Source organism: Mycolicibacter icosiumassiliensis (assembly GCF_900078685.2).
GTDB classification, from domain to species: domain Bacteria; phylum Actinomycetota; class Actinomycetes; order Mycobacteriales; family Mycobacteriaceae; genus Mycobacterium; species Mycobacterium icosiumassiliensis.
This window is the reverse complement of sequence record NZ_LT546166.1, coordinates 3,716,012-3,738,239: the sequence shown is the minus strand read 5'-3', so window position 1 is coordinate 3,738,239 and position 22,228 is coordinate 3,716,012. Positions and strand designations below refer to the sequence as shown.

Sequence of the window (22,228 nt, the reverse complement as noted above, 5' to 3'; positions counted from 1 at the left end):
GTACGCGGGCCCCGGAGTGACCCCCGCTGACGCCGGCCGAGCGCGCCGGTCGACAATCGAGGCAACAAGACCCCGAACGAACTAAGGAGCACCCATGGCTGAAGCCGTCATCGTCGAAGCGGTGCGCTCGCCGATCGGCAAGCGCAACGGCGGACTGTCCGGGGTACACCCGGCCGAACTGTCCGCCCAGGTGCTCAACGGGCTGGTTAACCGGGCCGGTGTGGACCCGGCCCTGGTCGACGACGTGATCTGGGGCTGTGTCATGCAGGCCGGCGAGCAGGCGCTGGACATCGGACGCACCGCGCTGCTGAGCGCGGGCTGGCCGGAGAGCGTGCCCGGGGTGACGGTGGACCGCCAATGCGGGTCCAGCCAGCAGTCGGTGCACTTCGCCGCCGCCGGTGTGGTCGCCGGACACTACGACGTCGTCGTGGCCGGGGGTGTGGAGTCGATGTCGCGCACCCCGATGGGCTCCTCGCTGGCCAACGGTGGTCGCCCGTACGGCGATTCCTTCAAGGCGCGCTACTCCCAGACCCCGAACCAGGGCATCGGCGCGGAGATGATGGCCACCCAGTGGGGCCTGAGCCGCACCGCGCTCGATGAGTTCGCGCTGGCGTCGCACGAAAAGGCCGGTGCCGCACAGGATGCCGGCGCCTTCAAGGACGAGATCGTCTCGATCAAGGTTGCGGGCAACCCAGATGTCTCAGTCAGCGCGGACGAGGGCATCCGCCGCGGTACCACGCTGGAGAAGATGGCTCAGCTCAAGCCCGCTTTCAGCGAGGACGGCGTGATCCACGCCGGTAACTCCAGCCAGATCTCCGACGGTTCGGCGGCGCTGCTGTTCATGTCGGCGGAGAAGGCTAAGGAACTGGGACTGACCCCGCTGGCACGGGTGCACACCGCGACGCTGGCCGGTTCTGACCCGGTGATGATGCTGTCTGGGCCGATCCCGGCGACCCAGAAGGCGCTGCAGCGCTCCGGCCTGAGCGTCGACGACATCGGGGTGTTCGAGGTCAACGAGGCGTTCGCCCCGGTGCCGATGGCTTGGCTCGCCGACATCGGTGCCGACCCGAAGAAGCTCAACCCCAATGGCGGCGCGATCGCACTGGGCCACCCGCTCGGTGGTTCGGGTGCGCGGATCATGACCACCATGCTGTACCACATGCGCGCCAACGGGATTCGTTACGGATTGCAGACCATGTGTGAAGGCGGCGGTCAGGCCAACGCCACCATCCTGGAGCTGCTGTGAGTGAAGGGGCCGTTCTGGTAGAGCGGCGTGGAAACGTTCTGTTGATCACGATCAACCGGCCCGACGCCCGTAACGCGATCAACGGCGCCGTCAGCGCCGGCATCGGCGACGCTCTGGCACAGGCTCAAGACGACGACGAGGTGCGTGCGGTAGTGCTCACCGGCGCCGGCGACAAGTCGTTCAGTGCCGGAGCCGACCTCAAGGCGATCGCCAACCGGGAGAACATCTTCCATCCCGAGCACCCGGAGTGGGGCTTCGCCGGCTACGTGCAGCACTTCATCGACAAGCCGACCATTGCCGCGGTCAACGGCACCGCGCTGGGCGGCGGCACCGAGCTGGCGCTGGCCAGCGACCTGGTGATCGCCGAGCAGCGCGCCCAGTTCGGGCTGCCCGAGGTCAAGCGTGGCCTGATCGCCGGCGCCGGCGGAGTGTTCCGCATCGTCGACCAGCTGCCCCGCAAGGTTGCCCTGGAACTGCTCTACACCGGGGAGCCGATCTCGGCGACCGACGCGGCCCGCTGGGGACTGGTCAACCGCGTGGTGGAGGACGGCGGGGCGCTGGAGGCGGCCCTGGAGCTGGCCGAACGGATCACCGGCAACGCGCCGCTGTCCGTGCGGGCCAGCAAGCGGATCGCTTACGGCGTCGACGATGGGGCCATTCCCGGCGAGGCGGCCGGTTGGGCCAGAACCGGCCGGGAATTCTCCGCCCTGCTGCGGTCCGAGGACGCCAAGGAGGGACCCCGGGCGTTCTCCGAGAAGCGCGCGCCGGTGTGGAAGGCGCGTTGAGCGGCGTGCCCGAGCCGCTGCTCATCTCCATCCGCGGGCACGCCCCGCAGCTACACCCCGAGGCCTGGGTGGCGCCCAACGCCAGCCTGATCGGGCAGGTCAGCCTGGCCGCCCGGGCCAGCGTTTGGTACTCGGCGACGTTGCGCGCCGAGGTCGAACCGATCGAGATCGGCATCGACACCAACATCCAGGACGGTGTGACGGTCCATGTCGACAAGGAGTTCCCGTGTCGAGTCGGGGCGCACGTCAGCGTCGGGCACAACGCAGTGCTACACGGTTGCACCATTGAGGACGACTGCCTGATCGGCATGGGCGCGATCGTCCTCAATGGTGCCGTCGTGGGGGAGGGCTCGCTGGTCGCGGCGGGTGCTGTCATTCCGCAGGGGATGGTGGTGCCGCCCCGGTCGCTGGTGTCGGGGGTGCCGGGCCGGGTGCGACGAGACCTGAGCGAGGCCGAGGTCCGCAATAATCGGTACAACGCCGCGGCATACCGGCGGCTGATCGAAGTCCATCGGACGAACTAGCGCATTTAGGCCACCGGCCGCCGTTTCGCCGCTACGTTTTAGGGACGTTGCTCAACCCGCCGCTGATGGGACGTCCCCCTATGACCCAGATCAGTCCAACCCGCCCCGGCCTGCTGCGCGAGATCACCCACATCATGACCAGGGTCGCCCTGCCCTATCACGAACCGCGGGCAGTGGTGCAGCGACGTCGCGCCGTCGTCGGGGTAGTGGTACTGATCGGCGCCGCGGTCCTGGTGGCCATGCACAGCAAGCTTCCAGGTGACCCGGCGTTCTACTGGCTGTCGCTGGTCCTGGCCGCGGTCTGGACGGTGGGGGCGGTGGTGGCCGGACCGTTGCACCTGGGAGTGTTGCGGTTCCGCGGACGCAACGAGCGGCCGGTGTTCACCGGCACCGGCGTCGGCCTGGTTCTCGGTGGGGTGTTCCTGCTGGGCGGGCTTGCGGTGCAAGACATTCCGCCGCTGGCCGATCAGGTGGTCGCAATCCTGGCCTACACCACCGAAGCCTCTTGGCGGATAGTGGTGCTGATCGCCCTGGTCAACGCGATCGCCGAGGAGTTGTTCTTCCGCGGCGCCCTGTTTAGCGCGTTCGGTCGCCGCTACCCGCTGGTGTTCTCCACCCTGCTCTACGTCGCGGCGATGATGGCCGCGGGCAACTTCATGGTGGGGGTGGCCGCACTGGTGCTCGGTACCGTCTGCGCTATGGAGCGTCGCGCCACCGGCGGAGTGCTGGCTCCGGTGCTGACCCACCTGGTCTGGGGGCTGATGATGGTGCTGGCGCTGCCCCCGATCTTCGGGATGTAAGCGCCCGGAAATCAGCAGTCGGTGAAATTGGGGGAGCGCCGCTCCTGAAACGCGCGGGCGCCTTCACGGAAGTCGTGGGCGTTCAACAGGATTGACTGCCCGACGTATTCGCGGTCCAGGGTGGCATCCAGCTCGGTCAGGGTCGCGGTGTTGATGGCATGCTTGGTCTTAGCGAACGCCGCGGCGGGGCCGGCCAGCAAGCCGGCCAGGAGTTTGTCCACCTCGGCGTCGAACTCCTCGGCCGGGTACACCGCGCTGATCAGGCCCCATTCCAGGGCGTCGGCCGCCGACAGCCGTTCGGCCAGCAGCGCCAGCCGCATGGCGCGGGTCCGGCCCACCGCGGCGGCAACCAATGCCGAGGCGCCACCATCGGGCATCAACCCAATCTTGGTGAATGCCAACAGGAAAAAGGCCTTGTCCGAGGCCACGATCAGGTCGCAGGCCAAGGCCAGTGACACACCGATACCGGCCGCCGGGCCCTGCACCACGGCCACCACCGGCCGCGGCAACGCGACGATCGCCCGGATCGCGCGATTGGCTTCGACGATGATCTCGGTGGCCAGTTCATCGCTGGCGTCCTCGGCGCTGATCCCCGACAGCCTCAACTCGGTAACGACCGGAGTGCTGGCCGGTATCGCCGACGCCATGGAAGCGGCCGCCCGCGGGTCGCGGGCGGCCGCTTCCATGGCGTCGGCGATACCGGCCAGCACTCCGGTCGTTACCGAGTTGAGGCTGTCGGGGCGGTCGATGGTCACCGAGAGCACTCCGTCGGCCAGGGTGACGGACACGCCGGCCACCGGGGCCAGGGTGTCGATGCCGGAGTCGATTGCAGTCATGGCCCTCACCCTAGGATGCAGGTCACACAGGCATACGACGAGGAGGCAGATATGGCGGGACCACTGGCGGGGCTGCGGGTCATCGAACTGGCCGGGATCGGACCGGGTCCGCACGCGGCGATGATCCTCGGCGACCTGGGTGCTGACGTGGTCCGCGTGGAGCGGCCGCCGAAATTCGGTGGCGGGGCGAGCAAGGACACCATGCTGCGCAATCGGCGTTCGGTGACTGCGGACCTGAAGTCGCCCGAAGGCCGTGACCTGGTGCTGCAGTTGGTCGCCAAGGCCGATGTGCTGATCGAGGGTTTCCGGCCGGGCGTCACCGAGCGGCTCGGCCTCGGCCCGGAGGACTGCGCCAAGGTCAACGAGCGGCTGATCTATGGCCGGATGACCGGATGGGGACAGACCGGCCCCCGCGCTCAGCAGGCCGGCCACGACATCAACTACATCTCGCTGAACGGGCTGTTGCACTCCGTCGGCCGCAAGGGGGAGCGCCCCGTACCGCCGCTGAACCTGACCGGTGACTTCGGCGGTGGATCGATGTTCCTGCTGGTCGGCATCCTGGCCGCGCTGTGGGAGCTGCAGCGGTCCGGCAAGGGGCAGGTGATCGATGCGGCGATGGTCGACGGGGCCAGCGTGCTCTCGGCGATGATGTGGAGCTTCCGCGCGCAGGGGCTCTGGAGTGATGAGCGCGGTGTCAACATGCTCGACACCGGTGCGCCCTACTACGACACCTACGAGTGTGCCGACGGCAAGTACGTGTCGGTCGGCTCGATCGAGCCGCAGTTCTACGCCGAACTGCTGGCCAAGCTGGAGCTGGACCCCGCCGAGTTGCCGGCGCAGAACGACACCGCCCGCTGGCCGGAGCTGCGCGAGGTGTTCACCAAGACGTTCGCCGCCCACGACCGTGACCACTGGGCCACGGTGTTCGCCACGTCCGATGCCTGCGTGGCGCCGGTGTTGGCGTTCAACGAGGTGCAGGTCGACTCGCACATCACCGAGCGCGACACCTTCTACGAGGCCAACGGCTACCTGCAGCCGATGCCGGCGCCGCGGTTCTCCCGCAGCGTGCCCGACGTCCCGACCTCGCCTGCCGTTCTGGGAGCCGACAACGACTCCATCCTGAGCGACTGGGTATAGTCCCGACCAACCAGACGGTTGGGACTGAGAGGGGCCACAAGAGTGCAGATCAAGGACGCGGTAGCGGTTGTCACCGGCGGTGCTTCCGGGTTGGGATTGGCGACGGCCAAGCGCCTGCTGGACGCGGGCGGCCAGGTCGTGGTGATCGACCTCAAGGGCGAGGACGTGGTCGCCGAGCTCGGTGACCGGGCTCGCTTCGTCCAAGCCAACGTGGCCGACCCCGACGCGGTGGGCGCGGCCCTGGATGTCGCCGAATCTCTTGGCCCGGTGCGGATCAACGTCAACTGCGCCGGAATCGGCAACGCGATCAAGACGCTGAGCAAGGACGGCGCCTTCCCGCTGGATGCCTTCACCAAGATCATCCAGGTCAACCTGATCGGCACCTTCAACGTGCTGCGGCTCTCGGCCGAGCGGATCGCCAAGACCGAGCCGATCAATGGCGAGCGTGGCGTCATCATCAACACCGCCTCGGTGGCGGCGTTCGACGGCCAGATCGGGCAGGCCGCCTACTCGGCATCCAAGGGCGGCGTGGTCGGTATGACGCTGCCGATCGCCCGTGACCTGTCGCGCGACCTGATCCGGGTCTGCACCATCGCTCCAGGCCTGTTCAAGACGCCGCTGCTGGGCTCGCTGCCCGAGGAGGCGCAGAAGTCGCTGGGTGCGCAGGTGCCGCACCCGTCGCGGCTCGGTGACCCCGACGAGTACGGCGCGCTGGCCGAGCACATCATCAACAACCCGATGCTCAACGGCGAGGTCATCCGCCTCGACGGTGCGATCCGGATGGCCCCGCGATAAGCGCTTGCGCGAAGAGAATCAAGCAGAGCTAGGAGTCCTTATGAGCATCACAACGAAGTTCACCGAGACATTCGGCGTCGAACACCCCATCGCCCAAGGCGGCATGCAGTGGGTGGGTCGCGCGGAGCTGGTGGCGGCGGTCGCCAACGCCGGGGCACTGGGTTTCCTCACCGCGCTCACCCAGCCGACGCCGGCCGACCTGGCCAACGAGATCGCCAAGACCCGGGATCTGACCGACAAGCCGTTCGGGGTGAACCTGACCATCCTGCCGGCGATCAACCCGCCGCCCTATGACGAGTACCGCCAGGTGATCGTCGATGCCGGCATCAAGATCGTCGAGACCGCCGGATCCAACCCGGCGCCGCACCTGCCGATGTTTCACGACAACGGAATCAAGGTGCTGCACAAGTGCACCTCGGTGCGGCACGCCGTCAAGGCGCAGAGCCTGGGCGTGGATGGCATCAGCATCGACGGCTTCGAATGTGCCGGTCACCCCGGCGAGGACGACATCCCGGGCCTGGTGCTGATCCCGGCCGCCGCGGCGCAGATCGAGATCCCGATGATCGCCTCCGGCGGTTTCGCCGACGCCCGCGGCCTGGTCGCCGCGCTGGCCCTGGGCGCCGACGGTGTCAACATGGGCTCGCGGTTCATGTGCACCGTGGAGTCCTGCATCCACCAGAACGTCAAGGAAGCCATCGTTGCCGGCGACGAGCGCGGCACCGAGCTGATCTTCCGGTCGCTGCACAACACCGCTCGGGTGGCCAGCAACGCGGTGTCCCGTGAGGTCGTGGAGATCCTCAAGAACGGCGGTCAGTTCCCCGACGTGCAGGAGCTGGTGGCCGGTGTGCGCGGCCGCCGTGTCTTCGACGAAGGCGACGTGGACGCCGGCATCTGGACGGTGGGCACCGCGATGGGTCTGATCAACGACATCCCCACCTGCGACGAGCTGGTGTCGCGGATGGTGTCCGAGGCCGAGGAGATCATCCTTGGACGGCTGGGCAACATGGTCGAGGACGAGGACGAGGAGAACGTGGCCTAGTCGGCTACCTGGTTTGCGTAGAGGGCTGCGATCCGTTTCGGGTCGCAGCCCTTTGCGTTATCGGCCGGAGGCAGCGGCGGCGTACCGCACGGTATTGCGTTGGGTGCCCAAATCGATCGCACCATCATCGGTTGCCACGGCCGCTTCGACGATGTCGCCGTCGCGCAGGTATTTGGTGTTGCCGGCCTGCCGCTTGAAGAACAGTTTCCACTTCACCGCCGGCGGCAGCAGCGAGCCGACGATTTCGACGGGCTTGGGCGGTGCGCTGAGCGCGGTGCCGACCGGAGTGCCCGTCAGGATCAGATCGCCGGCAGCGAGGTTCTGGAATCGTGTCAGGGACTGCAATGCCTGCAATGGTCGATACAGCATGTCGCCCGCTACGGTCATGTTCTGTCGGGCTTCACCGTTGACGGCCAGCCGCAGCCGCAGTTCCCCGAACCGCTCCCATTCAGCGGCGTTGAGCAGCACCAGGACCGGGCCGACGGGCGTAAAGCCGGGATAGGACTTGGCCTCGTAGAACTGAGTCTGGGGAAGTTGGACGTCGCGGGCGGACACGTCGTTGGTGACCACCAGGCCGGCGATCAGCTGCGGCAGGTCGGCCTCGGAAACCGTTGCACCGACCGGGATGTCACGGCCCACGACGAGGCCGATCTCGACTTCGTAGTCGAGCAGGCGGACATGGCTGGGCTTGACGACGTCCGCGAACGGGCCGGTGATCGAGGCGGAGGCCTTGCGGAAGAAGGTCAGCGGCACCGTCGCGGGGTTCATGCCGGCGTCTTTGATATGCGAGACGAAGTTGGTCATCTGGGCGATCACCCGGCACGGCGCCGTCACCGGGGAAAGCAGGGCGAGGCCCTCGACCGGCACCGTGTCGCGACTGCTCGCGGCGGCATCGATGGCGGCCCGATCGGCCAACAGCTGCCCGGTGGTCGTGGCGTGCGTGTCGATGCGGGCGGCGCCGGTCGGGGTACGCACCCACCAGCCGTCGGCGGTGCGGAGCACGGAAACGGTCATGAGGAGGCAACTTTCAGTAGGCCGGCCAGCCGGCGGACATCGAACTCGTTGTCGTTCCACAGCGCGGCGAGAATCGCGCGCGCTTCGCGAGGCGCCGTGCTGATCTCGGTGCCGAGGAAGTTCTTGCTGGCCGGCGGCCCCCACTGGGCCAGCCCGGACGCGGTGAACGGCGCCCAGCCGGGCTCCACGGTGTTGTCGAACATGTCACCGTCGGTGAAGTGTTCCACCAGGAAACCGTCGGGATCGCGCCAGTAATCGAAGATCTGACTGCCCTGGATGTGGCGGCCGACTCCCCAAGATCGTTGGTATCCCAGGCTTTTGAGGTACTCGCCGCCGGCGGCCAGCGCGTCGAGGTCGCAGACCTGATACGCCGAATGCACATATCGGTTTGCCGGGCCCAGCGCGATCGCGAGGGTGTGGTGGTCGGTCGGGGTGGGGCCGCGATCGCAGCGGATGAAGCTCATCGTCGGTCCGCGGTCGCGCTGCCCGGAGAAGAACTGGAAGTCGCTGACGATCATTCCGAGGGTGTCCAGATACCAGTTGAGCGTCTGAAGGTATCGGGTGCTCTGCAGCACCACATGGCCGAGGCGCTCCACGATCGCCGGTGTGCGCTTCGGGCGCTGGGTGGCGTTGACTCGCCGCAGCTCGCGGCCGAAGTTCAAGGCGCGCGGTGCCTGCGTCGGCAGCGGATCGAGCCGAGGGGTGCCCGTGACGACCCGGACGGGAATGCCGTTGGGATCGACCAGGTCAACGCCCAGTCCGCCGAGCGATTCCGGTAGCGGGGTGATCCGGCTGCCGGCCACGCCCGCCACTCGGTTCAGGTCCGCCGTGTCGTGTGCCCGAAGCGCCATGCCCCGAAAGCGGCTTCGGCTGCCGCGCCGGATGATCACGCACGGCGCGCCGGCGTCGGCGCCGCGCAGCTGCAATTCGTGCGGGGTGCGCAGAACGGTGGCAAATCCGAACGCGTGCGCGAAGGCCTCGGCCCGGGCCAAGTCGGGTTTTTCGAACTCCAGCCAGGCCAGGTCGTCGACCTTGATGACCGGATTGCGCGCCCTCCCCGGATGTTCGCCCTCCCGGGAGCCCTGGTCGCTGTGCAGGCCGCCGTGGTCGCCAACCATCCTGCTCACCCCCAACCTGGCCCATTGCTGACGAAATCATCACATACGATGACATCGTCAGTCAAGATTGATGACGAAATCCTCAGAAGTGATGGGTTTGGCTACGATGAGATCACTCGGAAGGAGGGCTGTCGTGGCAGCAGGCCGGGCCAATCGGCAAGGTGACGGGTCCAATCGCCTGGAGCGCCGCAAGCAGCGCACCCGCGGCGCTCTCATCCGGGCCGCGCAGGGGTTCATCGCCGAAGGCAAGACCAACGTCGCGGTGCTGGAGATCACCCAGACCGCCGACGTCGGGATGGGCTCGTTCTACAACCACTTCAGCAGCAAGGAGGAATTGTTCGCCGCGGCCGTCAACGACGTTCTCGACGCCCATGGAGCCCTGCTGGATCGCCTCACCGAATCGCTCGACGATCCGGCGGAGATCTTCGCGTGCAGCTTCCGGCTCACCGGACGCCTGTTTCGGCGCCGTCCACAGGAAAGTCGAGTGCTCCTTGCTCATGGGCTGCCGCTGTTGACCTGCGATCGGGGGCTTGCGCCCCGCGTACGGCGTGATATCACCGCCGCCGCAAACGCTGGGAGGTTCCGCGTCGACGATCCCACGCGGGCGGTAGCGGTGGCCGCGGGAGCACTCCTGGGCCTAGGCCAGTTGCTGGTCGACGAACCCGAGCGGGATGACGCCCTGGCCGCCGACCGCGTCACCGAGGACGTCTTGCGCATGTTCGGGATGGCCGCCGCCGAGGCGTCCGAGATCTGTCGACGCCCCCTCCCGGATCTGGATGGTGGTGAAATCAGCTGAGTCGGACATTTTCGCTTGCGCCGGTCAGATCCAAGGCGATGTCGACGAGCATGTCCTCCTGTCCGCCGACCATGCCGCGGCGTCCCGCCTCTTCGAGCAGGGTGCGGGCGTCGATGCCGAAGCGGTCGGCCGCGATCTCGGCGTGCCGGAGAAAACTGGAATACACCCCGGCGTAGCCGAGTGTCAGCGTTTCCCGGTCCACCCGCACCGGCCGGCTCTGCAGGGGGCGAACAATGTCGTCGGCGGCGTCTTCTAGGGCGTGCAGTTCACAGCCGTGGTCCCAGCCCAGCTTCTCGGCGGCCGCGATGAACACTTCCAGCGGAGCATTGCCGGCCCCGGCACCCATCCCGGTCAGTGAGGCGTCGACTCGGCGGGCGCCATGTTCAACGGCAACAATCGAGTTCGCCACTCCCAGCGATAGGTTGTGATGAGCGTGTATGCCGATTTCCGTCGCAGGCAGCAGGATTTGGCGCAGTGCCTCGACCCGGTCGGCGACGTCGCGCATCGTCATCGCTCCGCCGGAGTCGACGATGTACACGCAGGTGGCGCCGTACCCTTCCATCAGTTTGGCCTGGGCGGCCAGCGTCGAAGGAGTGGCCAGATGACTCATCATCAAAAAGCCGACAGTGTCCATACCGAGTTCGCGGGCGGCGCCGAGGTATGGCGCGGCGATGTCGGCTTCGGTGCAGTGGGTGCCCACCCGCACCACGGTGGCACCGGCCCGATGGGCGTCGCGCAGGTCGACCGCACGGCCGATGCCGGGCAGCAGCAGGGTGGCGACCTTGGCCCGGCGCACCACCTCGGCAACGGCTTCGATCCATTCCAGGTCGGTGTGCGCGCCGAATCCGTAGATGCAGCTGGATCCGCCCAGCCCGTCGCCGTGCGCCACCTCGATGGAGTCCACGCCCGCCGCGTCCAGTGCGGACGCGATCGTCACCGCCTGCTCGATGCTGTACTGATGACGTACCGCGTGCATGCCGTCGCGCAGCGTGACGTCGCTGATGTACAGGTTCATGCTGCGGCCCCCGCGATGCGTTCGGCGGTGGCCTTGGCCGCCGAGGTCATGATGTCGAGGTTGCCGGCGTAGGCCGGCAGATAGTCTGCGGCACCGGCGATCTCGAGCAGCACGGTGACCCGGGTGCCGATGAACTTGCCGGTCTCGGGGATATACAGCGGATTGTCGGAACCGAACGCCTCGAACTGGATTCGCTGCTTGAGCCGGTAGCCGGGGACGTAGTCGTTGACGCGCTCGACCATCGCCCGTACGTCGTCCTCGATTCGCCGATGATCGGTGTCCCCGTCGACCAGGCAATACACCGTGTTGCGCATCAACACCGGCGGATCGGCCGGGTTGAGCACCATGACCGCCTTGCCGCGCTCGGCTCCTCCGACGACGTGCAAAGCGCGCGTGGTGGTTTCGATGAATTCATCGATGTTGGCGCGGGTGCCGGGCCCGGCGGATTTCGAGGAGATGGATGACACGATCTCGGCGTAGGACACGATGCCGGACCGGGCAACTGCGGCGACGATCGGCACGGTGGCCTGCCCGCCGCAGGTGACCATGTTGAGGTTGGGTGCGTCGAGGTGGTCGTCGAGGTTGACCACCGGCACGCAGTACGGCCCGATTGCGGCGGGGGTGAGGTCGACCATGCGTACGCCGGTGGCGGCGAGCTTGGCCCAGTTGGCGCGGTGCGCGTCGGCGGAGGTGGCGTCGAAAACCAGTTTGATATCGGCGAACTCCGGAATGGCCAGCAGGCCGTCGACACCACGGGCGGTGGTCGGCACCCCCAGCTGGGCGGCGCGGGCCAGGCCGTCGGAATCCGGATCGACGCCGACCATGGCGGCCATCCTCAGCGGGGCCCGGTCACGGTCGCGTTGGATCTTGATCATCAGGTCGGTGCCGATATTGCCTGACCCGAGGATGGCCACCGGCCAGATCGGTTGCGATGTCACGACTCTCCTCTAGGCGAAGCTCAGTGACACGGTGCCCAGGCCGCTGATGGTCGCGGTGGCGGTGTCACCGGGATGAACGAACGCTGCCGTGGTGAACGACCCGGACATGATGAATTGGCCCGGTGCGATCTCGATGTCGAACGGGGCCAAGGCGTTGGCGAGCCAGGCCACGGCGGCGGCCGGGTCGCCCATGACTGCCGAGCCCATCCCGGAATCGATCTCGGCTCCGTTGAGTTGCAACGATGCCTGCGCACCGGCCAGATCGAGGGCGTCGCCGTAGGGTGTCCAGTCGCCGAGCACCACGGCACCCGAGCTGGCGTTGTCGGCGACGGTATCCGGCAGGGTGAGCTTCCAGTCGGCAATGCGGCTGTCGACGATCTCCAACGCGACGGCAACCGCTTCGGTCGCGGCGCGGACATCGGCGACGGTGACCCCGGGCCCTCGCAGCGGCGCGCACAACAGGAAGGCGACTTCGGGTTCGACCCGAGGTGCGCAGAAGCCGGCGACCGGGGTGACGCACCCGTCGGCCAGCACCATGTCGTCGAGGATGTAGCCGAAGTCGGGTTCGTCGACACCGAGCAGGGTTTGCATCGGCGCGGAGGTCAACCCGATCTTGTGGCCCACCAGGGTGCGGCCGGTGGCCAGTCGGCGGGACAGATTGACCTGCTGGATCGCGTAGGCCCCCGCGACGTCCAGGCCGGGATAGCGCTCGGTGAGCGGCGTGATCGGCGCCCGCTCGGTCTGGGCGGCATGCAGCAGGCCAGCTGCCTCGCGGATCATGTTGGGTGTCAGTGTCATTGGCCGGCGTTCTCAGATATCAGCCGAATCGCAGAGTCGTACAGGGCGTGGGCATGTAGTGAGAACAATTCGAGAAGATCCACGGCGTCACCGCCGACCTCCTTGGCGATGAACAGACCGTCGGCGCCGGCGATCGCATAGGTGACCAGCTGGTGCAACTGTGCGTCGGTGAGCTCGGGGGTGAGGTCGCGCAACGCTTCGGTCAACTGATGGTAGGTCTGCGTTCGGGCGGCGATGAACATCGCGCGCGCCCGCGCTTCGACCGGCCGGCGCTCCAGCGCCAACATCAGCCCCAGGCGGATGAAGTCGGGGGAATTCAACAGGGCTTTCGCAATCTGTATCGCCAAGCCCTGCACGCGTTCACGCGCGGCGCCTTCGTCGGGAACCTGCCAAGCGGTCAACCAGGTGCCGAAACTGCGCTCGATCACCGCCGCGATCAGGTCGTCCTTGTTCTTGAAGTGCCAGTAGATGGAGCTGGCCGGCAGGCCGCACTTCTGGCTGACCAGCGCGATGCTGGTGCCCTCGTAGCCGCGCTCGGCGGAGATCTCGGTGGCGGCGTCAAGGATGCGTTCCCTCGACAGTTCACCGTCGGCCCGCGTGCGCCGGTCCGGCTGGGCTTTCCCTGCCATCTGCATTCTCCTCGCGGTGAAGTCTTGACTCTGTAGTGATCACTACATTACCGTAGCGATCACTACGGAACAAGTCTTCGACGGCGAGGGTGAAAATCGTGACCACAACCAGCTATGACGTGGCGGTTATCGGCTACGGGCCGACCGGCGCCACCGCCGCGAACCTCTTGGGTCAACTTGGCCTCAAAGTGCTTGTCGTCGAACGTGATCCCGACATCTACGGCCGTGCGCGGGCGATCTCGACCGACGATGAGGTCATGCGGATCTGGCAGTCCGTCGGCCTGGCGGAGCGGCTGCAGCAAGACATGCTTCCGGACCGGCCGCTGAACTTCGTCGACGCCAAGGGGGTGCCTTTCATCGATCTGAAAATCGCACCCCGAGGGGCCGGGCATCCGCCTCAACAGTTCCTCTACCAGCCCGCGGTCGATCGCGTGCTGCGCGAGGGCGTGCAGCGGTTCGCCGACGTCGACATCCTCCTGGAACACGAATGCTTGCGGGTGCTGCCGATAGACAACGAGGTCGAGCTCATGCTGGTCGACCTGCGCAGCGACACGATCAAGCGAGTGCGGGCGTCGTACGTGATCGCGGCCGACGGCGGGTCGTCGCCCACTCGTGGACAGTTGGGCGTCGGTTACGCCGGGCGGACATACAGCGAACGGTGGGTTGTCATCGACACCAAGGTGCTCAACACCTGGGACGGCTATGACCGGTTGCGGTTTCACTGCAACCCGGCCCGCCCCACCGTCGACTGCCCCACACCGCTGGGTCACCACCGCTGGGAGTACCCGGCGCGCGCGTGCGAAGACGAGCGGACCCTGCTCGACGAAACCGAGATCTGGAAGGTGCTGGGCGACCAGGGCATCACTGCTGAACACGTCAAGATTCTGCGGGCGGTGATCTACAGCCACCACGTTCGGACCGCCGACCGCTGGCGGGTGGGACGGATATTCCTGGCCGGCGACGCCGCCCACGCCATGCCGCCCTGGATCGGCCAGGGCATGTCGGCCGGAGTGCGTGACGCGGCCAACCTGTGCTGGAAACTCGCGGCCGTCATCAACGGCCAGGCCCCGGAGTCGCTGCTGGACTCGTATGAAACCGAGCGCAAACCGCACGTCACCGAAACCACCCGCCGGGCATGCATGGTGGGCCGGATCATCACCGAACGCAACCCGGCCCTCGCCGCCGTTCGCAACCATGTGTTGCGCGCCCTGTCGCGGATACCCGGGCTGAATGCCCGGTCCCAGAAACTGATGTGGATTCCCGACGCCCGATACGCCGACGGGTTCTTCGCCGCCGGTGGGCGCCGCGCGGTCGGGTGGCAGATCCCGCAGCCGTGGGTGACCGACGACCACGGCGCGACCGTTCGACTCGACGACATCCTCGGGGGACGGTGGGCGATCGTGCACGCCGGTGCGGTGCCCGCGGGCACCACCGGGTGGACTGAGCTGGGCGTGCCGGTGATCCAGATCGACGAACCCTCCCTGCTGCACTGGCTGCGAGCCAGGAAGGCGAGCACCGTGGTCCTACGCCCCGACGGATTCGTCTATGCCGCAGCCAAATCCGGACAATCCCTCCCGGCGCCGCCCGCCGGGCTCGCCCCTATCCCGACTGGAGTCACCGCATGACCACCGCACTGACCGAACGCACCGTCACCGTCGCCGGAAGGCCGATCTTTTTCGCCGAAGCCGGTGCCGGCCCCGCGGCAGTGCTGCTGCACGGCGGGGGACCGGGCGCCTCCGGAGTGTCCAACTACTCCCGCAACATCGACGCGCTGGCGCAGCACTTCCGGGTCATCGTCCCGGACATGCCCGGCTACGGCCGCTCGGTCAAGGAGGTGGATCAACGCGACCCGTTCGGCGGCCTCGCCGGCATGATCCGCGGCCTGCTCGACGAACTCGGGCTCGATACCGCACATCTGGTCGGCAACTCCTACGGCGGGGCGTGCGCGCTGCGGCTGGCCCTGGACACCCCGGCGCGAGTCGGCAAGCTGGTGCTGATGGGCCCCGGCGGGATCGGGACCACCCGCGGCGCGCCGACCGCCGGGCTCAATGCCCTGCTCGCTTACTACGGCGGCGACGGCCCCAGCCGCGACAAACTCGCCAGCTTCATCCGCACCTACCTGGTCTACGACGGCGCCGCGGTCCCCGACGACCTGATCGACCTGCGGTATCAGGCCTCCATCGACCCGGAGGTGGTGGCCAACCCGCCGCTGCGCCGGCCGTCCGGACCGATGGCGCTGCGCACGCTGTGGCGCATGGACCTCACTCGCGACAGCCGGCTTCGAAGCCTGCAAACACCGACCCTGGTGCTCTGGGGCCGCGACGACAAGGTCAACAAGCCCGCCGGCGGGCCGATGCTGCTAAACATGATGCCCAATGCCGAGCTGGTAATGACCTCGCGCACCGGCCACTGGATGCAGTGGGAACGTGCTGAGCTGTTCAACCAGCTGGTCACCGAATTCCTCAGCGCGCCCTCGGTGTTCGAGCAATGATCTTCGGCAAAGTCCACCTCGGTTACGTGGTCGTCGAGACCGCCAAGTTCGCCGACTGGCGCCGTTTCGGGGGCGACGCCATCGGCATGCACGTGGACGACACCCTGCCCGACGTGATGCGCTTCCGCCTCGACGACCACGACTGCCGGTTCCTGCTACAGCGCGGCGCGAGCGAGGACGTCACCGCCCTCGGGTGGCAACTCGACGACCACGGCAGCTTCGATGAAATCCTCTCCCGGGTCACCGGGCATGGCGTCCCGATCACCGAGGGGACAGCGGAGCAGGCCGCGCTGCGCGGCGTCGAACGACTGGTGTGGTTCCCCGGCCCCAACGGGCTGACCCAGGAGATCTTCGTCCGCGCCTCGACCAGCCCCTCGCCCCTGGACCTGCGGGTACGCGGCGGATTCGTCACCGGTGACGCCGGGATGGGGCACGTCGCGATCACGACGACAAAGCCGCACCAAGTACGCGGCTACTTCAACACCGTCTTCGACGCCCGCCTCAGCGATTTCATCGACGAAACGATCAGCGGCATCAAGTTCAAGATCCGGTTCCTGCGGGTCAACCAGCGGCATCACTCGGTGGCGATCGCCGCGGTGAATCGCCTGCCGATCAACCCGATCCGCACGCGTATCCAACACCTCAACATCCAGGTCGCCGACCTCGACGACATGACCGCCTCCTACCAACGCGTCAAGGAACTTGGCTTCGACATGGCACTGGGCGTCGGACAGCACACCAACGACCGCGAACTGTCCTACTACGCGAGGACCCCGTCGGGCTTCGAGTGGGAAGTGGGCTGGAACCCCATCGTCGTAGACGAGAACACCTGGGAGCCGACGACCCATCAGGGCATCAGCATCTGGGGACACACTCCCGAGGGGCAGACCATCATCGGCAAGCTCGCACAGTTCAAGGCCGCGGCAGCGTCGCTACGGCACCACGAAGACACGGTTGCGGCCCTATCCGGCGCCGGTATCCCCGACAGTCAATGAGGAGGCGGACATGCTGCGCATCGACACTCACCACCACCTGATCCCACCCAACTACCGCACAGCCCTGCGGAAAGCCGGCATCGACGAAGCCGGCGGAAGGGCGCTACCGGACTGGAGCCCGGAAGCGTCGCTGCAGACCATGGCTGACCTCGACATCGGCACCGCCATCTTGTCGGTGTCCACCCCCGGCACCACTTTTTTGCCGGCCGTGGCTGACGCCGCCGCGCTGGCGCGTGACCTCAACGACTACACCGCGCAACTGGTCGTGGATCACCCCGGCCGGTTCGGCTTCTTCGCCACCATCCCGATGCCGCATCTGGGGGAGTCGGTAGCCGAAGCCATCCGCGCACTCGACGAGCTCAAGGCCGACGGCGTGGTGCTGCTGGCCAACAGTGCCGGCGTCTACCTGGGCCAAGACGGGCAGGACGAACTGTTCACCGCACTGGATGAGCGCGCGGCCGTCGTGTTCATTCACCCCGCCGACCTGCCCGGACCGGTTATACCCGGGGTCGCCCCGTTCGCCGCCGACTTCCTGTTGGATACCACCCGAGCCGCCTACTTGTTGGTGCGCAACGGTATTCGGCGCCGCTACCCGAAGATCCGCTTCCTGTTGAGCCACGCCGGGGGCTTCGTGCCGTACGCCAGCCATCGGATGGCGCTCGCAATCACGGCGGACACCGGCCGAAGTCCAGCCGACATCCTCGACGATTTCGCCAGCTTCTACTTCGATACGGCCTTGTCATCCAGCGCCGCGGCGCTGCCGAGCCTGTTGGCTTTCGCGCGGCCCGGGCACGTCACCTTCGGCTCGGACTGGCCGTTCGCGCCGAGCGCTGCCGGAAGATTGTTCGCTGCGGGTCTGGAGACGTATGCCGGTCTGGATCGATCGGGGCGCGATGCGATCGACCGGACAAATGCGTTAAAGCTGTTTCCTCGGTTCGGCGTGGGTGCCCCTCAGATCCGCCAACCGGTAATGCAGAGGCTGCGGCACTCAGCCAGTCGTCACGTTGTGCGGTCCCTGTCGCGCATGATCAGCCAAAGCTGAGGCGGCGACCTGCGCGCAACCGCACCATGTTGAAGGGCGCCGCTGTCGCGACGCCGATCAATCAGCTGGCCAGCGAATGCAAGCCGTCGAACTGCTCCGAGGTGTCGCCCTCGACGAGGAAATCGCCGTGGTACAGGGCCTCGAAGTCGACCTTGATGACGTCGGCACTTGAGTCGTCGATCCACATGACCCTGAGCCTATTGGTCACTATTAAGGAATCATTGAGTCACGTTTCGGGAAATGGTGGCAATACTACCGGCGGGTAGCGTTTGTGGGGCCTGTGCTGGAGCCGTGGTCCGCCTGCCCCGAGCCAGTGGAATCCGGGTCACTGTGGCGTCGGGTTAGGGTGGCTGCCATGAGCTCATCGGACACCCTGGACAACCCGCTGTTCGCCCGGATCTGGACTTTCATGTCCAGCCGTGAGACCGACTGGTTGCGGGACCGCCGCCGGGAGAACCTGGAGGGTCTGTCCGGGCGTGTGCTGGAGGTCGGAGCCGGCACCGGGAGCAACTTCAGCTTCTACCCCGACACCGTGACCGAAGTGGTGGCCCCCGAACCTGAGTCCCGGCTGCGGGATGCCGCCGTTTCAGCCGCGGCGGCGGCGCCGGTGCCGATCACCGTGCTGGCGAGCACCGTCGAGGGCCTAGCCGCGGGGGAGCCGTTCGATGCGATCGTGTGCTCGCTGGTCTTGTGCTCCGTCGACCGTCCCGAAGAGGTGCTGCGCCAGTTGTTCGCACTGCTCAAGCCGGGCGGCGAGCTGCGCTACTTCGAGCATGTCGCCAGCGCCGGGGTGCGGGGCGGACTGCAACGGCTGGCCGACGCCACCTTCTGGCCCCGACTGTTCGGCAACTGCCACACCCACCGCGAGACCGAGCAGATGATCACCGCTGCCGGCTTCGTCGTCGGTAAAACGCGACGCGGGCATCAATTCCCGGCGTGGGCCCCGGTGCCGGTGTCGGAGTTCGCACTGGGCTCCGCCAGCCGCCCGGCCTGAAGCCCAGTCAGCCCAGCAGGAACGGCAACCGCTGCGCCATTCCGGGCAGTGCTGCCGACGCGGTAGTGCGCAGGAACACCGTGGCCCGCTCCGACAGCGGCGTCGGCTCCGGATTCACCTGGATGACCGTCTTGCCCAGCTCCAGCGCCCGTTCGGGCAGGCTGGCCGCCGGATAGACCACCCCGGATGTGCCGACCACGACCAGCGCATCGGCGGCGTCGATGGCCTCGACTGCGGCGTTCCACGGCTCCTCGGGCAGCTGTTCGCCGAACCACACCACGTCGGGGCGAATCAAGCCGCCACACTCGCACTGCGGCGGCATGATTTCGAGCACGGGCTCAGCCAGCTCTGGCAGCTGCGTGTCGTGCGGTTGTTCGCAGTCCGAGCACCGGAAGGTGAACATCCGGCCGTGCAGATGGTGAACCGTGGAGCTGCCGCCGCGCTCGTGCAGATTGTCGACGTTCTGGGTGATGACCTGGACGTCGGCGTGCTGTTCCCAATCCGCGATCGCGGTGTGGCCCAGGTTCGGCTCATAGCGGCGGGCCAGCTGGCAGCGCCATGAATACCAGCCCCAGACCAGTTCCGGCTGCCGATTCCAGCCGTCGATGCTGGAGACCTCGTAGGGGTCGTATTGCGCCCAGAGCCCCTTCTCGTCGTCGCGGAAGGTGGGTATCCCGCTCTCCGCTGAGATTCCTGCGCCACTGAACACCACCACCCGCACGCCACCAAGATAGCGGGATACTGGCCGAATGGACTTCTCCGACCTGCTGAAAGCCGATGTGCATGCCGGCGTGCCGCTGTTCGAGCAGATCCGGGTTGCACTGATCGAGGCGGTTAGGGCCGGGGCGCTGCCCGCGGGAACCCGGTTGCCGCCGGTGCGCGAATTGGCGAGCCAATTGGGTTTGGCGGTCAACACCGTCGCGCGCGCCTACCGCGAGCTGGAGGCCGGCGGCGTCGTCCAAACTCGCGGCCGGTTCGGCACCTTCGTGGCAAGCAGTGACCCGGCCGATGCGGCCATGACCCAGGCGGCGGGCGCTTTCGCGGCCGCCGCCCGCGCGGTCGGTTTGGGCAAGGCCGATGCGCTGCGCTACCTCGACGCGGCCTTCGACAGTGCCGGCAGCGGTGCTCTTTAGCCGAATTCCAGCAGGGTCAGCGACGGACGGACCGGATCCAAGAAACGTAGCCGATGGGCGTTCGAGAGCAAGGTGTTGAACAGCCATCCGCGCCCGGCCGGCAACGGCAGATCGCGAACGGCCCGGATGCCGGGCATGGTGTTCACCAGATCGGCAGCGTCGCTCACTGACAGGTTGAACGGCATCGGCGGCGCCTTGTACCGAAGCGAGGTCCATACCCCGCGGCGAATCAGCATCGCCATCAGCGGCGGCGGCACATCGAAGAGCAGCCGCCCACCCGGGAAGCGGCGGGCGCACTCGGCGATCAGTCCGAGCGACTGGTTGGGCTGCAGATACATCAGCAGACCTTCGGCGCTGATGAACACGCCGTTGTCGGGATCGACCTGATCCATCCAGCTGTAGTCCAAGGCGGACTGCGCGCAGACCGAAACCTGCGGCGACGCCGGCAGCAGCCGGGAGCGAATGTCGACGATCGGCGGGAGATCGACGGTGAGCCAGCGGAACGCGGCGTCGGGAACGCTCGCACTCACCCGCCAGAAGCTGGTCTGCAAGCCCTCGGCCAGGGCCACCACGGTGCCCGACGGGTGCTGACGCAGAAACTGGCGAGTCTGGTCGTCGAAGGCCAACGCGCGCAGGGCGATGTCTTGCCGCGTCGGTCCGAACTTCGCGAAATCGAAGTCGATCGACTCGGCGAGGCGGATCGCCATCGGGTCCTCGATGATCCCGTCGGAACGGCGGGCCTCTTTCGCCCGGGCGTTCAAGGTCAGCAACGCGGTTTCGGAGACCCCGGTCAGGGTGACTTTCTGTGCCTGGCTCACGTCTGCGACCTTACCGGTGCGCCACCTAGCGCAGCATTTTGTTCAGGGTGCGCAGGTTGCGGGTGGTGGTGGCGGACTTGTACCGCTTGTTGCCCATCGTCTTGCCCACCGTGCTGATCAGGGTGTCGCCCTTGGGGATCTGCCAGTAGATCACCCCGTCGCCGACAGTGATCGTCTCGTCGGCATCTGCGGCGATCTCAGACAGTTCGGTCAGAGCTGCCTCCTCGGCGACGAACGTGACATAGGAGTGCAGGCCGGGGACCTCGGGTTCGAAGGGATAGGCAGCCACGATGTCGCGCACCGTCTCGAGGTCGTAGACCAGCACCCAGGCTTCGTAGCCGAAGCGCTCCCGCAACGCCGCCTCGGCGGTGGCGCGCACTTTGGTGGCATTGGCGGGAGAGTCCAGCAGCACGTGGCCGCTGGCCAGCAGGGTGCGGACCTCGGAGAATCCGGCAGCGGTCAGCCCGGCAGCGGTCAGCGTGGCGGCGACCTCGGCCATCTTGAGGTTGACTCCGCCGACGTTCACGCCGCGCAGAAACACTGCATACCGGGTCATGAGGCGGCCTCCAATCGGTGGAAGAACGATGGCAATAACCGGATGCGTCGGTAGGCTTCGATCATGGGACGCCAGGTATTCGACGACAAGTTGCTTGCCTTGATCAGCGGGAACTCACTCGGTGTCTTGGCCACCATCAAACGAGACGGGCGCCCGCAACTGTCGAACGTGCAGTACTACTTCGACCCGCGGTCTCTGGTGGTGCAGGTGTCGGTCACCGAACCGCGAGCCAAGACCCGCAACCTGCGCCGGGATCCCCGGGCGTCGCTGCTGGTCGATTCGGACGACGGCTGGTCCTATGCCGTCGCCGAGGGGGATGCCCAGCTCACGTCGCCGGCCGCCGCGCCCGATGACGACACCGTCGAGGCGCTGATTGCGTTGTACCGCAACATCGCCGGGGAGCATCCGGACTGGGACGAGTACCGCCAGGCCATGGTGACCGACCGCCGTGTGCTGCTGACGCTGCCTATCCATCACCTCTATGGCATGCCGCCGGGCGTGCGCTGAACATCTCCCACCGGTATGCCATGCGCTGAGCTAGGCTCCCGGGTATGCCCGAACCAGATTCCGCCGCAGACGAGAACAAGCGCAAGTTCCGGGAGGCGCTGGAGCGTAAGAAGGCGAAGTCGGCGGGTGGCTCCGACCACAAGGACGGTGGCGCCAAGCAGTCGCGGTCGCACGGGCCGCTGGAGAGCCGCCGGGAATTCCGCCGCAAGAGCGGCTAGTTCG

Annotated in this window: 27 protein-coding genes; 16 read left to right on the top strand and 11 right to left on the bottom strand. The window is 67.2% G+C overall.

Annotated features, from left to right (window positions below; all coding sequences use genetic code 11):
- Positions 1-94 precede the first annotated feature (94 nt).
- The 4 genes from BN4346_RS41785 (at position 95) to BN4346_RS41770 (ending at position 3,355) form a co-directional block, all read left to right on the top strand.
- Positions 95-1,246, top strand: a complete 1,152-nt coding sequence (locus BN4346_RS41785; protein ID WP_067975609.1) for a thiolase family protein — start codon at positions 95-97, stop codon at positions 1,244-1,246.
- Positions 1,243-2,031: a crotonase/enoyl-CoA hydratase family protein gene (locus BN4346_RS41780; RefSeq protein ID WP_067975606.1), complete on the top strand. Its 789-nt coding sequence runs from the start codon at positions 1,243-1,245 to the stop codon at positions 2,029-2,031. Before BN4346_RS41785 ends, BN4346_RS41780 begins: the two co-directional genes overlap by 4 nt.
- Before the next feature lie 5 nt (positions 2,032-2,036).
- Positions 2,037-2,555, top strand: coding sequence for a gamma carbonic anhydrase family protein (locus tag BN4346_RS41775; RefSeq protein ID WP_067975806.1), 519 nt, complete (start codon positions 2,037-2,039; stop codon positions 2,553-2,555).
- An 80-nt stretch (positions 2,556-2,635) separates the two neighbouring features.
- Positions 2,636-3,355: a CPBP family intramembrane glutamic endopeptidase gene (locus BN4346_RS41770; RefSeq protein ID WP_067975603.1), complete on the top strand. Its 720-nt coding sequence runs from the start codon at positions 2,636-2,638 to the stop codon at positions 3,353-3,355.
- An 11-nt stretch (positions 3,356-3,366) separates the two neighbouring features.
- On the opposite strand, the gene BN4346_RS41765 is transcribed toward BN4346_RS41770, so the two are convergent.
- A complete protein-coding gene (locus BN4346_RS41765; RefSeq protein ID WP_067975600.1) occupies positions 3,367-4,191 on the bottom strand; it encodes an enoyl-CoA hydratase in 825 nt (274 codons plus the stop codon).
- Between the two features lie 51 nt (positions 4,192-4,242).
- Here BN4346_RS41765 and BN4346_RS41760 point away from each other — a divergent pair, with 51 nt between their 5' ends.
- The 3 genes from BN4346_RS41760 to BN4346_RS41750 are packed head-to-tail and all read left to right on the top strand — an operon-like array spanning position 4,243 to position 7,162.
- Positions 4,243-5,328 (top strand): CaiB/BaiF CoA transferase family protein, encoded by a 1,086-nt coding sequence (locus BN4346_RS41760; RefSeq protein WP_067975801.1) that lies wholly within the window; start codon positions 4,243-4,245, stop codon positions 5,326-5,328.
- Positions 5,329-5,370: 42 nt separating this feature from the next.
- The gene (locus BN4346_RS41755; RefSeq protein WP_067975597.1) at positions 5,371-6,123 is read left to right on the top strand and encodes a 3-hydroxyacyl-CoA dehydrogenase; all 753 of its coding nucleotides are present in this window, start codon (positions 5,371-5,373) and stop codon (positions 6,121-6,123) included.
- A 40-nt stretch (positions 6,124-6,163) separates the two neighbouring features.
- Positions 6,164-7,162 (top strand): NAD(P)H-dependent flavin oxidoreductase, encoded by a 999-nt coding sequence (locus tag BN4346_RS41750; protein ID WP_067975594.1) that lies wholly within the window; start codon positions 6,164-6,166, stop codon positions 7,160-7,162.
- A gap of 57 nt (positions 7,163-7,219) precedes the next feature.
- Here the strand turns inward: BN4346_RS41750 and BN4346_RS41745 are convergent, their stop codons facing one another.
- On the bottom strand, positions 7,220-8,176 hold the full coding sequence (locus tag BN4346_RS41745; RefSeq protein ID WP_067975591.1) for a fumarylacetoacetate hydrolase family protein: 957 nt from the start codon (positions 8,174-8,176) through the stop codon (positions 7,220-7,222).
- Positions 8,173-9,294, bottom strand: coding sequence for a VOC family protein (locus tag BN4346_RS41740; RefSeq protein ID WP_407695148.1), 1,122 nt, complete (start codon positions 9,292-9,294; stop codon positions 8,173-8,175). The genes BN4346_RS41745 and BN4346_RS41740 overlap by 4 nt, the downstream gene beginning before the upstream one ends.
- Before the next feature lie 133 nt (positions 9,295-9,427).
- On the opposite strand from BN4346_RS41740, the gene BN4346_RS41735 reads away from it, so the two are divergent.
- Positions 9,428-10,090: a TetR/AcrR family transcriptional regulator gene (locus BN4346_RS41735; RefSeq protein WP_235653689.1), complete on the top strand. Its 663-nt coding sequence runs from the start codon at positions 9,428-9,430 to the stop codon at positions 10,088-10,090.
- On the opposite strand, the gene dmpG is transcribed toward BN4346_RS41735, so the two are convergent.
- Genes dmpG through BN4346_RS41715 form a run of 4 tightly spaced genes read right to left on the bottom strand, consistent with a single transcriptional unit; the run spans position 10,083 to position 13,470 of the window.
- Positions 10,083-11,105: a 4-hydroxy-2-oxovalerate aldolase gene (gene dmpG, locus BN4346_RS41730; protein WP_067975584.1), complete on the bottom strand. Its 1,023-nt coding sequence runs from the start codon at positions 11,103-11,105 to the stop codon at positions 10,083-10,085. The genes BN4346_RS41735 and dmpG overlap by 8 nt on opposite strands.
- Positions 11,102-12,019, bottom strand: a complete 918-nt coding sequence (locus BN4346_RS41725; protein WP_067975799.1) for an acetaldehyde dehydrogenase (acetylating) — start codon at positions 12,017-12,019, stop codon at positions 11,102-11,104. The genes dmpG and BN4346_RS41725 overlap by 4 nt, the downstream gene beginning before the upstream one ends.
- Before the next feature lie 33 nt (positions 12,020-12,052).
- Positions 12,053-12,841, bottom strand: coding sequence for a 2-keto-4-pentenoate hydratase (locus tag BN4346_RS41720; RefSeq protein ID WP_067975581.1), 789 nt, complete (start codon positions 12,839-12,841; stop codon positions 12,053-12,055).
- Positions 12,838-13,470 carry a TetR/AcrR family transcriptional regulator gene (locus BN4346_RS41715; protein ID WP_067975796.1) on the bottom strand — a complete coding sequence of 211 codons (633 nt, stop codon included), beginning with the start codon at positions 13,468-13,470 and terminating at the stop codon, positions 12,838-12,840. Before BN4346_RS41715 ends, BN4346_RS41720 begins: the two co-directional genes overlap by 4 nt.
- Before the next feature lie 98 nt (positions 13,471-13,568).
- On the opposite strand from BN4346_RS41715, the gene BN4346_RS41710 reads away from it, so the two are divergent.
- Genes BN4346_RS41710 through BN4346_RS41695 form a run of 4 tightly spaced genes read left to right on the top strand, consistent with a single transcriptional unit; the run spans position 13,569 to position 17,998 of the window.
- Positions 13,569-15,095: a bifunctional 3-(3-hydroxy-phenyl)propionate/3-hydroxycinnamic acid hydroxylase gene (locus BN4346_RS41710; protein WP_078058791.1), complete on the top strand. Its 1,527-nt coding sequence runs from the start codon at positions 13,569-13,571 to the stop codon at positions 15,093-15,095.
- A complete protein-coding gene (locus BN4346_RS41705) occupies positions 15,092-15,961 on the top strand; it encodes an alpha/beta fold hydrolase (RefSeq protein WP_067975578.1) in 870 nt (289 codons plus the stop codon). The genes BN4346_RS41710 and BN4346_RS41705 overlap by 4 nt, the downstream gene beginning before the upstream one ends.
- On the top strand, positions 15,958-16,956 hold the full coding sequence (locus BN4346_RS41700) for a VOC family protein (RefSeq protein ID WP_067975576.1): 999 nt from the start codon (positions 15,958-15,960) through the stop codon (positions 16,954-16,956). The genes BN4346_RS41705 and BN4346_RS41700 overlap by 4 nt, the downstream gene beginning before the upstream one ends.
- A gap of 10 nt (positions 16,957-16,966) precedes the next feature.
- Positions 16,967-17,998: an amidohydrolase family protein gene (locus BN4346_RS41695; protein ID WP_067975574.1), complete on the top strand. Its 1,032-nt coding sequence runs from the start codon at positions 16,967-16,969 to the stop codon at positions 17,996-17,998.
- Between the two features lie 61 nt (positions 17,999-18,059).
- Here the strand turns inward: BN4346_RS41695 and BN4346_RS49575 are convergent, their stop codons facing one another.
- Positions 18,060-18,185, bottom strand: a complete 126-nt coding sequence (locus tag BN4346_RS49575) for a hypothetical protein (protein ID WP_096867583.1) — start codon at positions 18,183-18,185, stop codon at positions 18,060-18,062.
- A gap of 168 nt (positions 18,186-18,353) precedes the next feature.
- Here BN4346_RS49575 and BN4346_RS41685 point away from each other — a divergent pair, with 168 nt between their 5' ends.
- Positions 18,354-18,992, top strand: coding sequence for a class I SAM-dependent methyltransferase (locus tag BN4346_RS41685; RefSeq protein ID WP_067975570.1), 639 nt, complete (start codon positions 18,354-18,356; stop codon positions 18,990-18,992).
- Positions 18,993-18,999: 7 nt separating this feature from the next.
- Here the strand turns inward: BN4346_RS41685 and BN4346_RS41680 are convergent, their stop codons facing one another.
- A complete protein-coding gene (locus BN4346_RS41680; RefSeq protein ID WP_067975566.1) occupies positions 19,000-19,713 on the bottom strand; it encodes an SIR2 family NAD-dependent protein deacylase in 714 nt (237 codons plus the stop codon).
- A 28-nt stretch (positions 19,714-19,741) separates the two neighbouring features.
- Here BN4346_RS41680 and BN4346_RS41675 point away from each other — a divergent pair, with 28 nt between their 5' ends.
- On the top strand, positions 19,742-20,125 hold the full coding sequence (locus BN4346_RS41675; RefSeq protein WP_067975563.1) for a GntR family transcriptional regulator: 384 nt from the start codon (positions 19,742-19,744) through the stop codon (positions 20,123-20,125).
- Here the strand turns inward: BN4346_RS41675 and BN4346_RS41670 are convergent.
- Positions 20,122-20,943, bottom strand: a complete 822-nt coding sequence (locus tag BN4346_RS41670; RefSeq protein WP_067975561.1) for a class I SAM-dependent methyltransferase — start codon at positions 20,941-20,943, stop codon at positions 20,122-20,124. The genes BN4346_RS41675 and BN4346_RS41670 overlap by 4 nt on opposite strands.
- Positions 20,944-20,968: 25 nt before the next feature.
- Complete coding sequence (locus BN4346_RS41665; protein ID WP_067975558.1) at positions 20,969-21,499, bottom strand: DUF1697 domain-containing protein; 531 nt, start codon at positions 21,497-21,499, stop codon at positions 20,969-20,971.
- A 63-nt stretch (positions 21,500-21,562) separates the two neighbouring features.
- Between BN4346_RS41665 and BN4346_RS41660 the strand changes: the two genes are divergently transcribed.
- Together BN4346_RS41660 and BN4346_RS41655 are read left to right on the top strand one after the other, a co-directional pair.
- Positions 21,563-22,006 carry a PPOX class F420-dependent oxidoreductase gene (locus tag BN4346_RS41660; RefSeq protein ID WP_067975556.1) on the top strand — a complete coding sequence of 148 codons (444 nt, stop codon included), beginning with the start codon at positions 21,563-21,565 and terminating at the stop codon, positions 22,004-22,006.
- 44 nt (positions 22,007-22,050) lie between these two features.
- Positions 22,051-22,224, top strand: coding sequence for a DUF5302 domain-containing protein (locus BN4346_RS41655; RefSeq protein ID WP_096867581.1), 174 nt, complete (start codon positions 22,051-22,053; stop codon positions 22,222-22,224).
- The last annotated feature ends 4 nt before the right edge of the window (positions 22,225-22,228 follow it).

Coding starts and splice junctions, on each gene's coding strand:
- BN4346_RS41660 (WP_067975556.1), top strand. CDS start 21,563: ATGGGACGCCAGGTATTCGACGACAAGTTGCTTGCCTTGATCAGCGGG.
- BN4346_RS41750 (WP_067975594.1), top strand. CDS start 6,164: ATGAGCATCACAACGAAGTTCACCGAGACATTCGGCGTCGAACACCCC.
- BN4346_RS49575 (WP_096867583.1), bottom strand. CDS start 18,185: ATGTGGATCGACGACTCAAGTGCCGACGTCATCAAGGTCGACTTCGAG.
- BN4346_RS41785 (WP_067975609.1), top strand. CDS start 95: ATGGCTGAAGCCGTCATCGTCGAAGCGGTGCGCTCGCCGATCGGCAAG.
- BN4346_RS41760 (WP_067975801.1), top strand. CDS start 4,243: ATGGCGGGACCACTGGCGGGGCTGCGGGTCATCGAACTGGCCGGGATC.
- BN4346_RS41765 (WP_067975600.1), bottom strand. CDS start 4,191: ATGACTGCAATCGACTCCGGCATCGACACCCTGGCCCCGGTGGCCGGC.
- BN4346_RS41715 (WP_067975796.1), bottom strand. CDS start 13,470: ATGGCAGGGAAAGCCCAGCCGGACCGGCGCACGCGGGCCGACGGTGAA.
- BN4346_RS41745 (WP_067975591.1), bottom strand. CDS start 8,176: ATGACCGTTTCCGTGCTCCGCACCGCCGACGGCTGGTGGGTGCGTACC.
- BN4346_RS41705 (WP_067975578.1), top strand. CDS start 15,092: ATGACCACCGCACTGACCGAACGCACCGTCACCGTCGCCGGAAGGCCG.
- BN4346_RS41685 (WP_067975570.1), top strand. CDS start 18,354: ATGAGCTCATCGGACACCCTGGACAACCCGCTGTTCGCCCGGATCTGG.
- BN4346_RS41700 (WP_067975576.1), top strand. CDS start 15,958: ATGATCTTCGGCAAAGTCCACCTCGGTTACGTGGTCGTCGAGACCGCC.
- BN4346_RS41695 (WP_067975574.1), top strand. CDS start 16,967: ATGCTGCGCATCGACACTCACCACCACCTGATCCCACCCAACTACCGC.
- dmpG (WP_067975584.1), bottom strand. CDS start 11,105: ATGAACCTGTACATCAGCGACGTCACGCTGCGCGACGGCATGCACGCG.
- BN4346_RS41770 (WP_067975603.1), top strand. CDS start 2,636: ATGACCCAGATCAGTCCAACCCGCCCCGGCCTGCTGCGCGAGATCACC.
- BN4346_RS41675 (WP_067975563.1), top strand. CDS start 19,742: ATGGACTTCTCCGACCTGCTGAAAGCCGATGTGCATGCCGGCGTGCCG.
- BN4346_RS41740 (WP_407695148.1), bottom strand. CDS start 9,294: ATGGTTGGCGACCACGGCGGCCTGCACAGCGACCAGGGCTCCCGGGAG.
- BN4346_RS41665 (WP_067975558.1), bottom strand. CDS start 21,499: ATGACCCGGTATGCAGTGTTTCTGCGCGGCGTGAACGTCGGCGGAGTC.
- BN4346_RS41720 (WP_067975581.1), bottom strand. CDS start 12,841: ATGACACTGACACCCAACATGATCCGCGAGGCAGCTGGCCTGCTGCAT.
- BN4346_RS41655 (WP_096867581.1), top strand. CDS start 22,051: ATGCCCGAACCAGATTCCGCCGCAGACGAGAACAAGCGCAAGTTCCGG.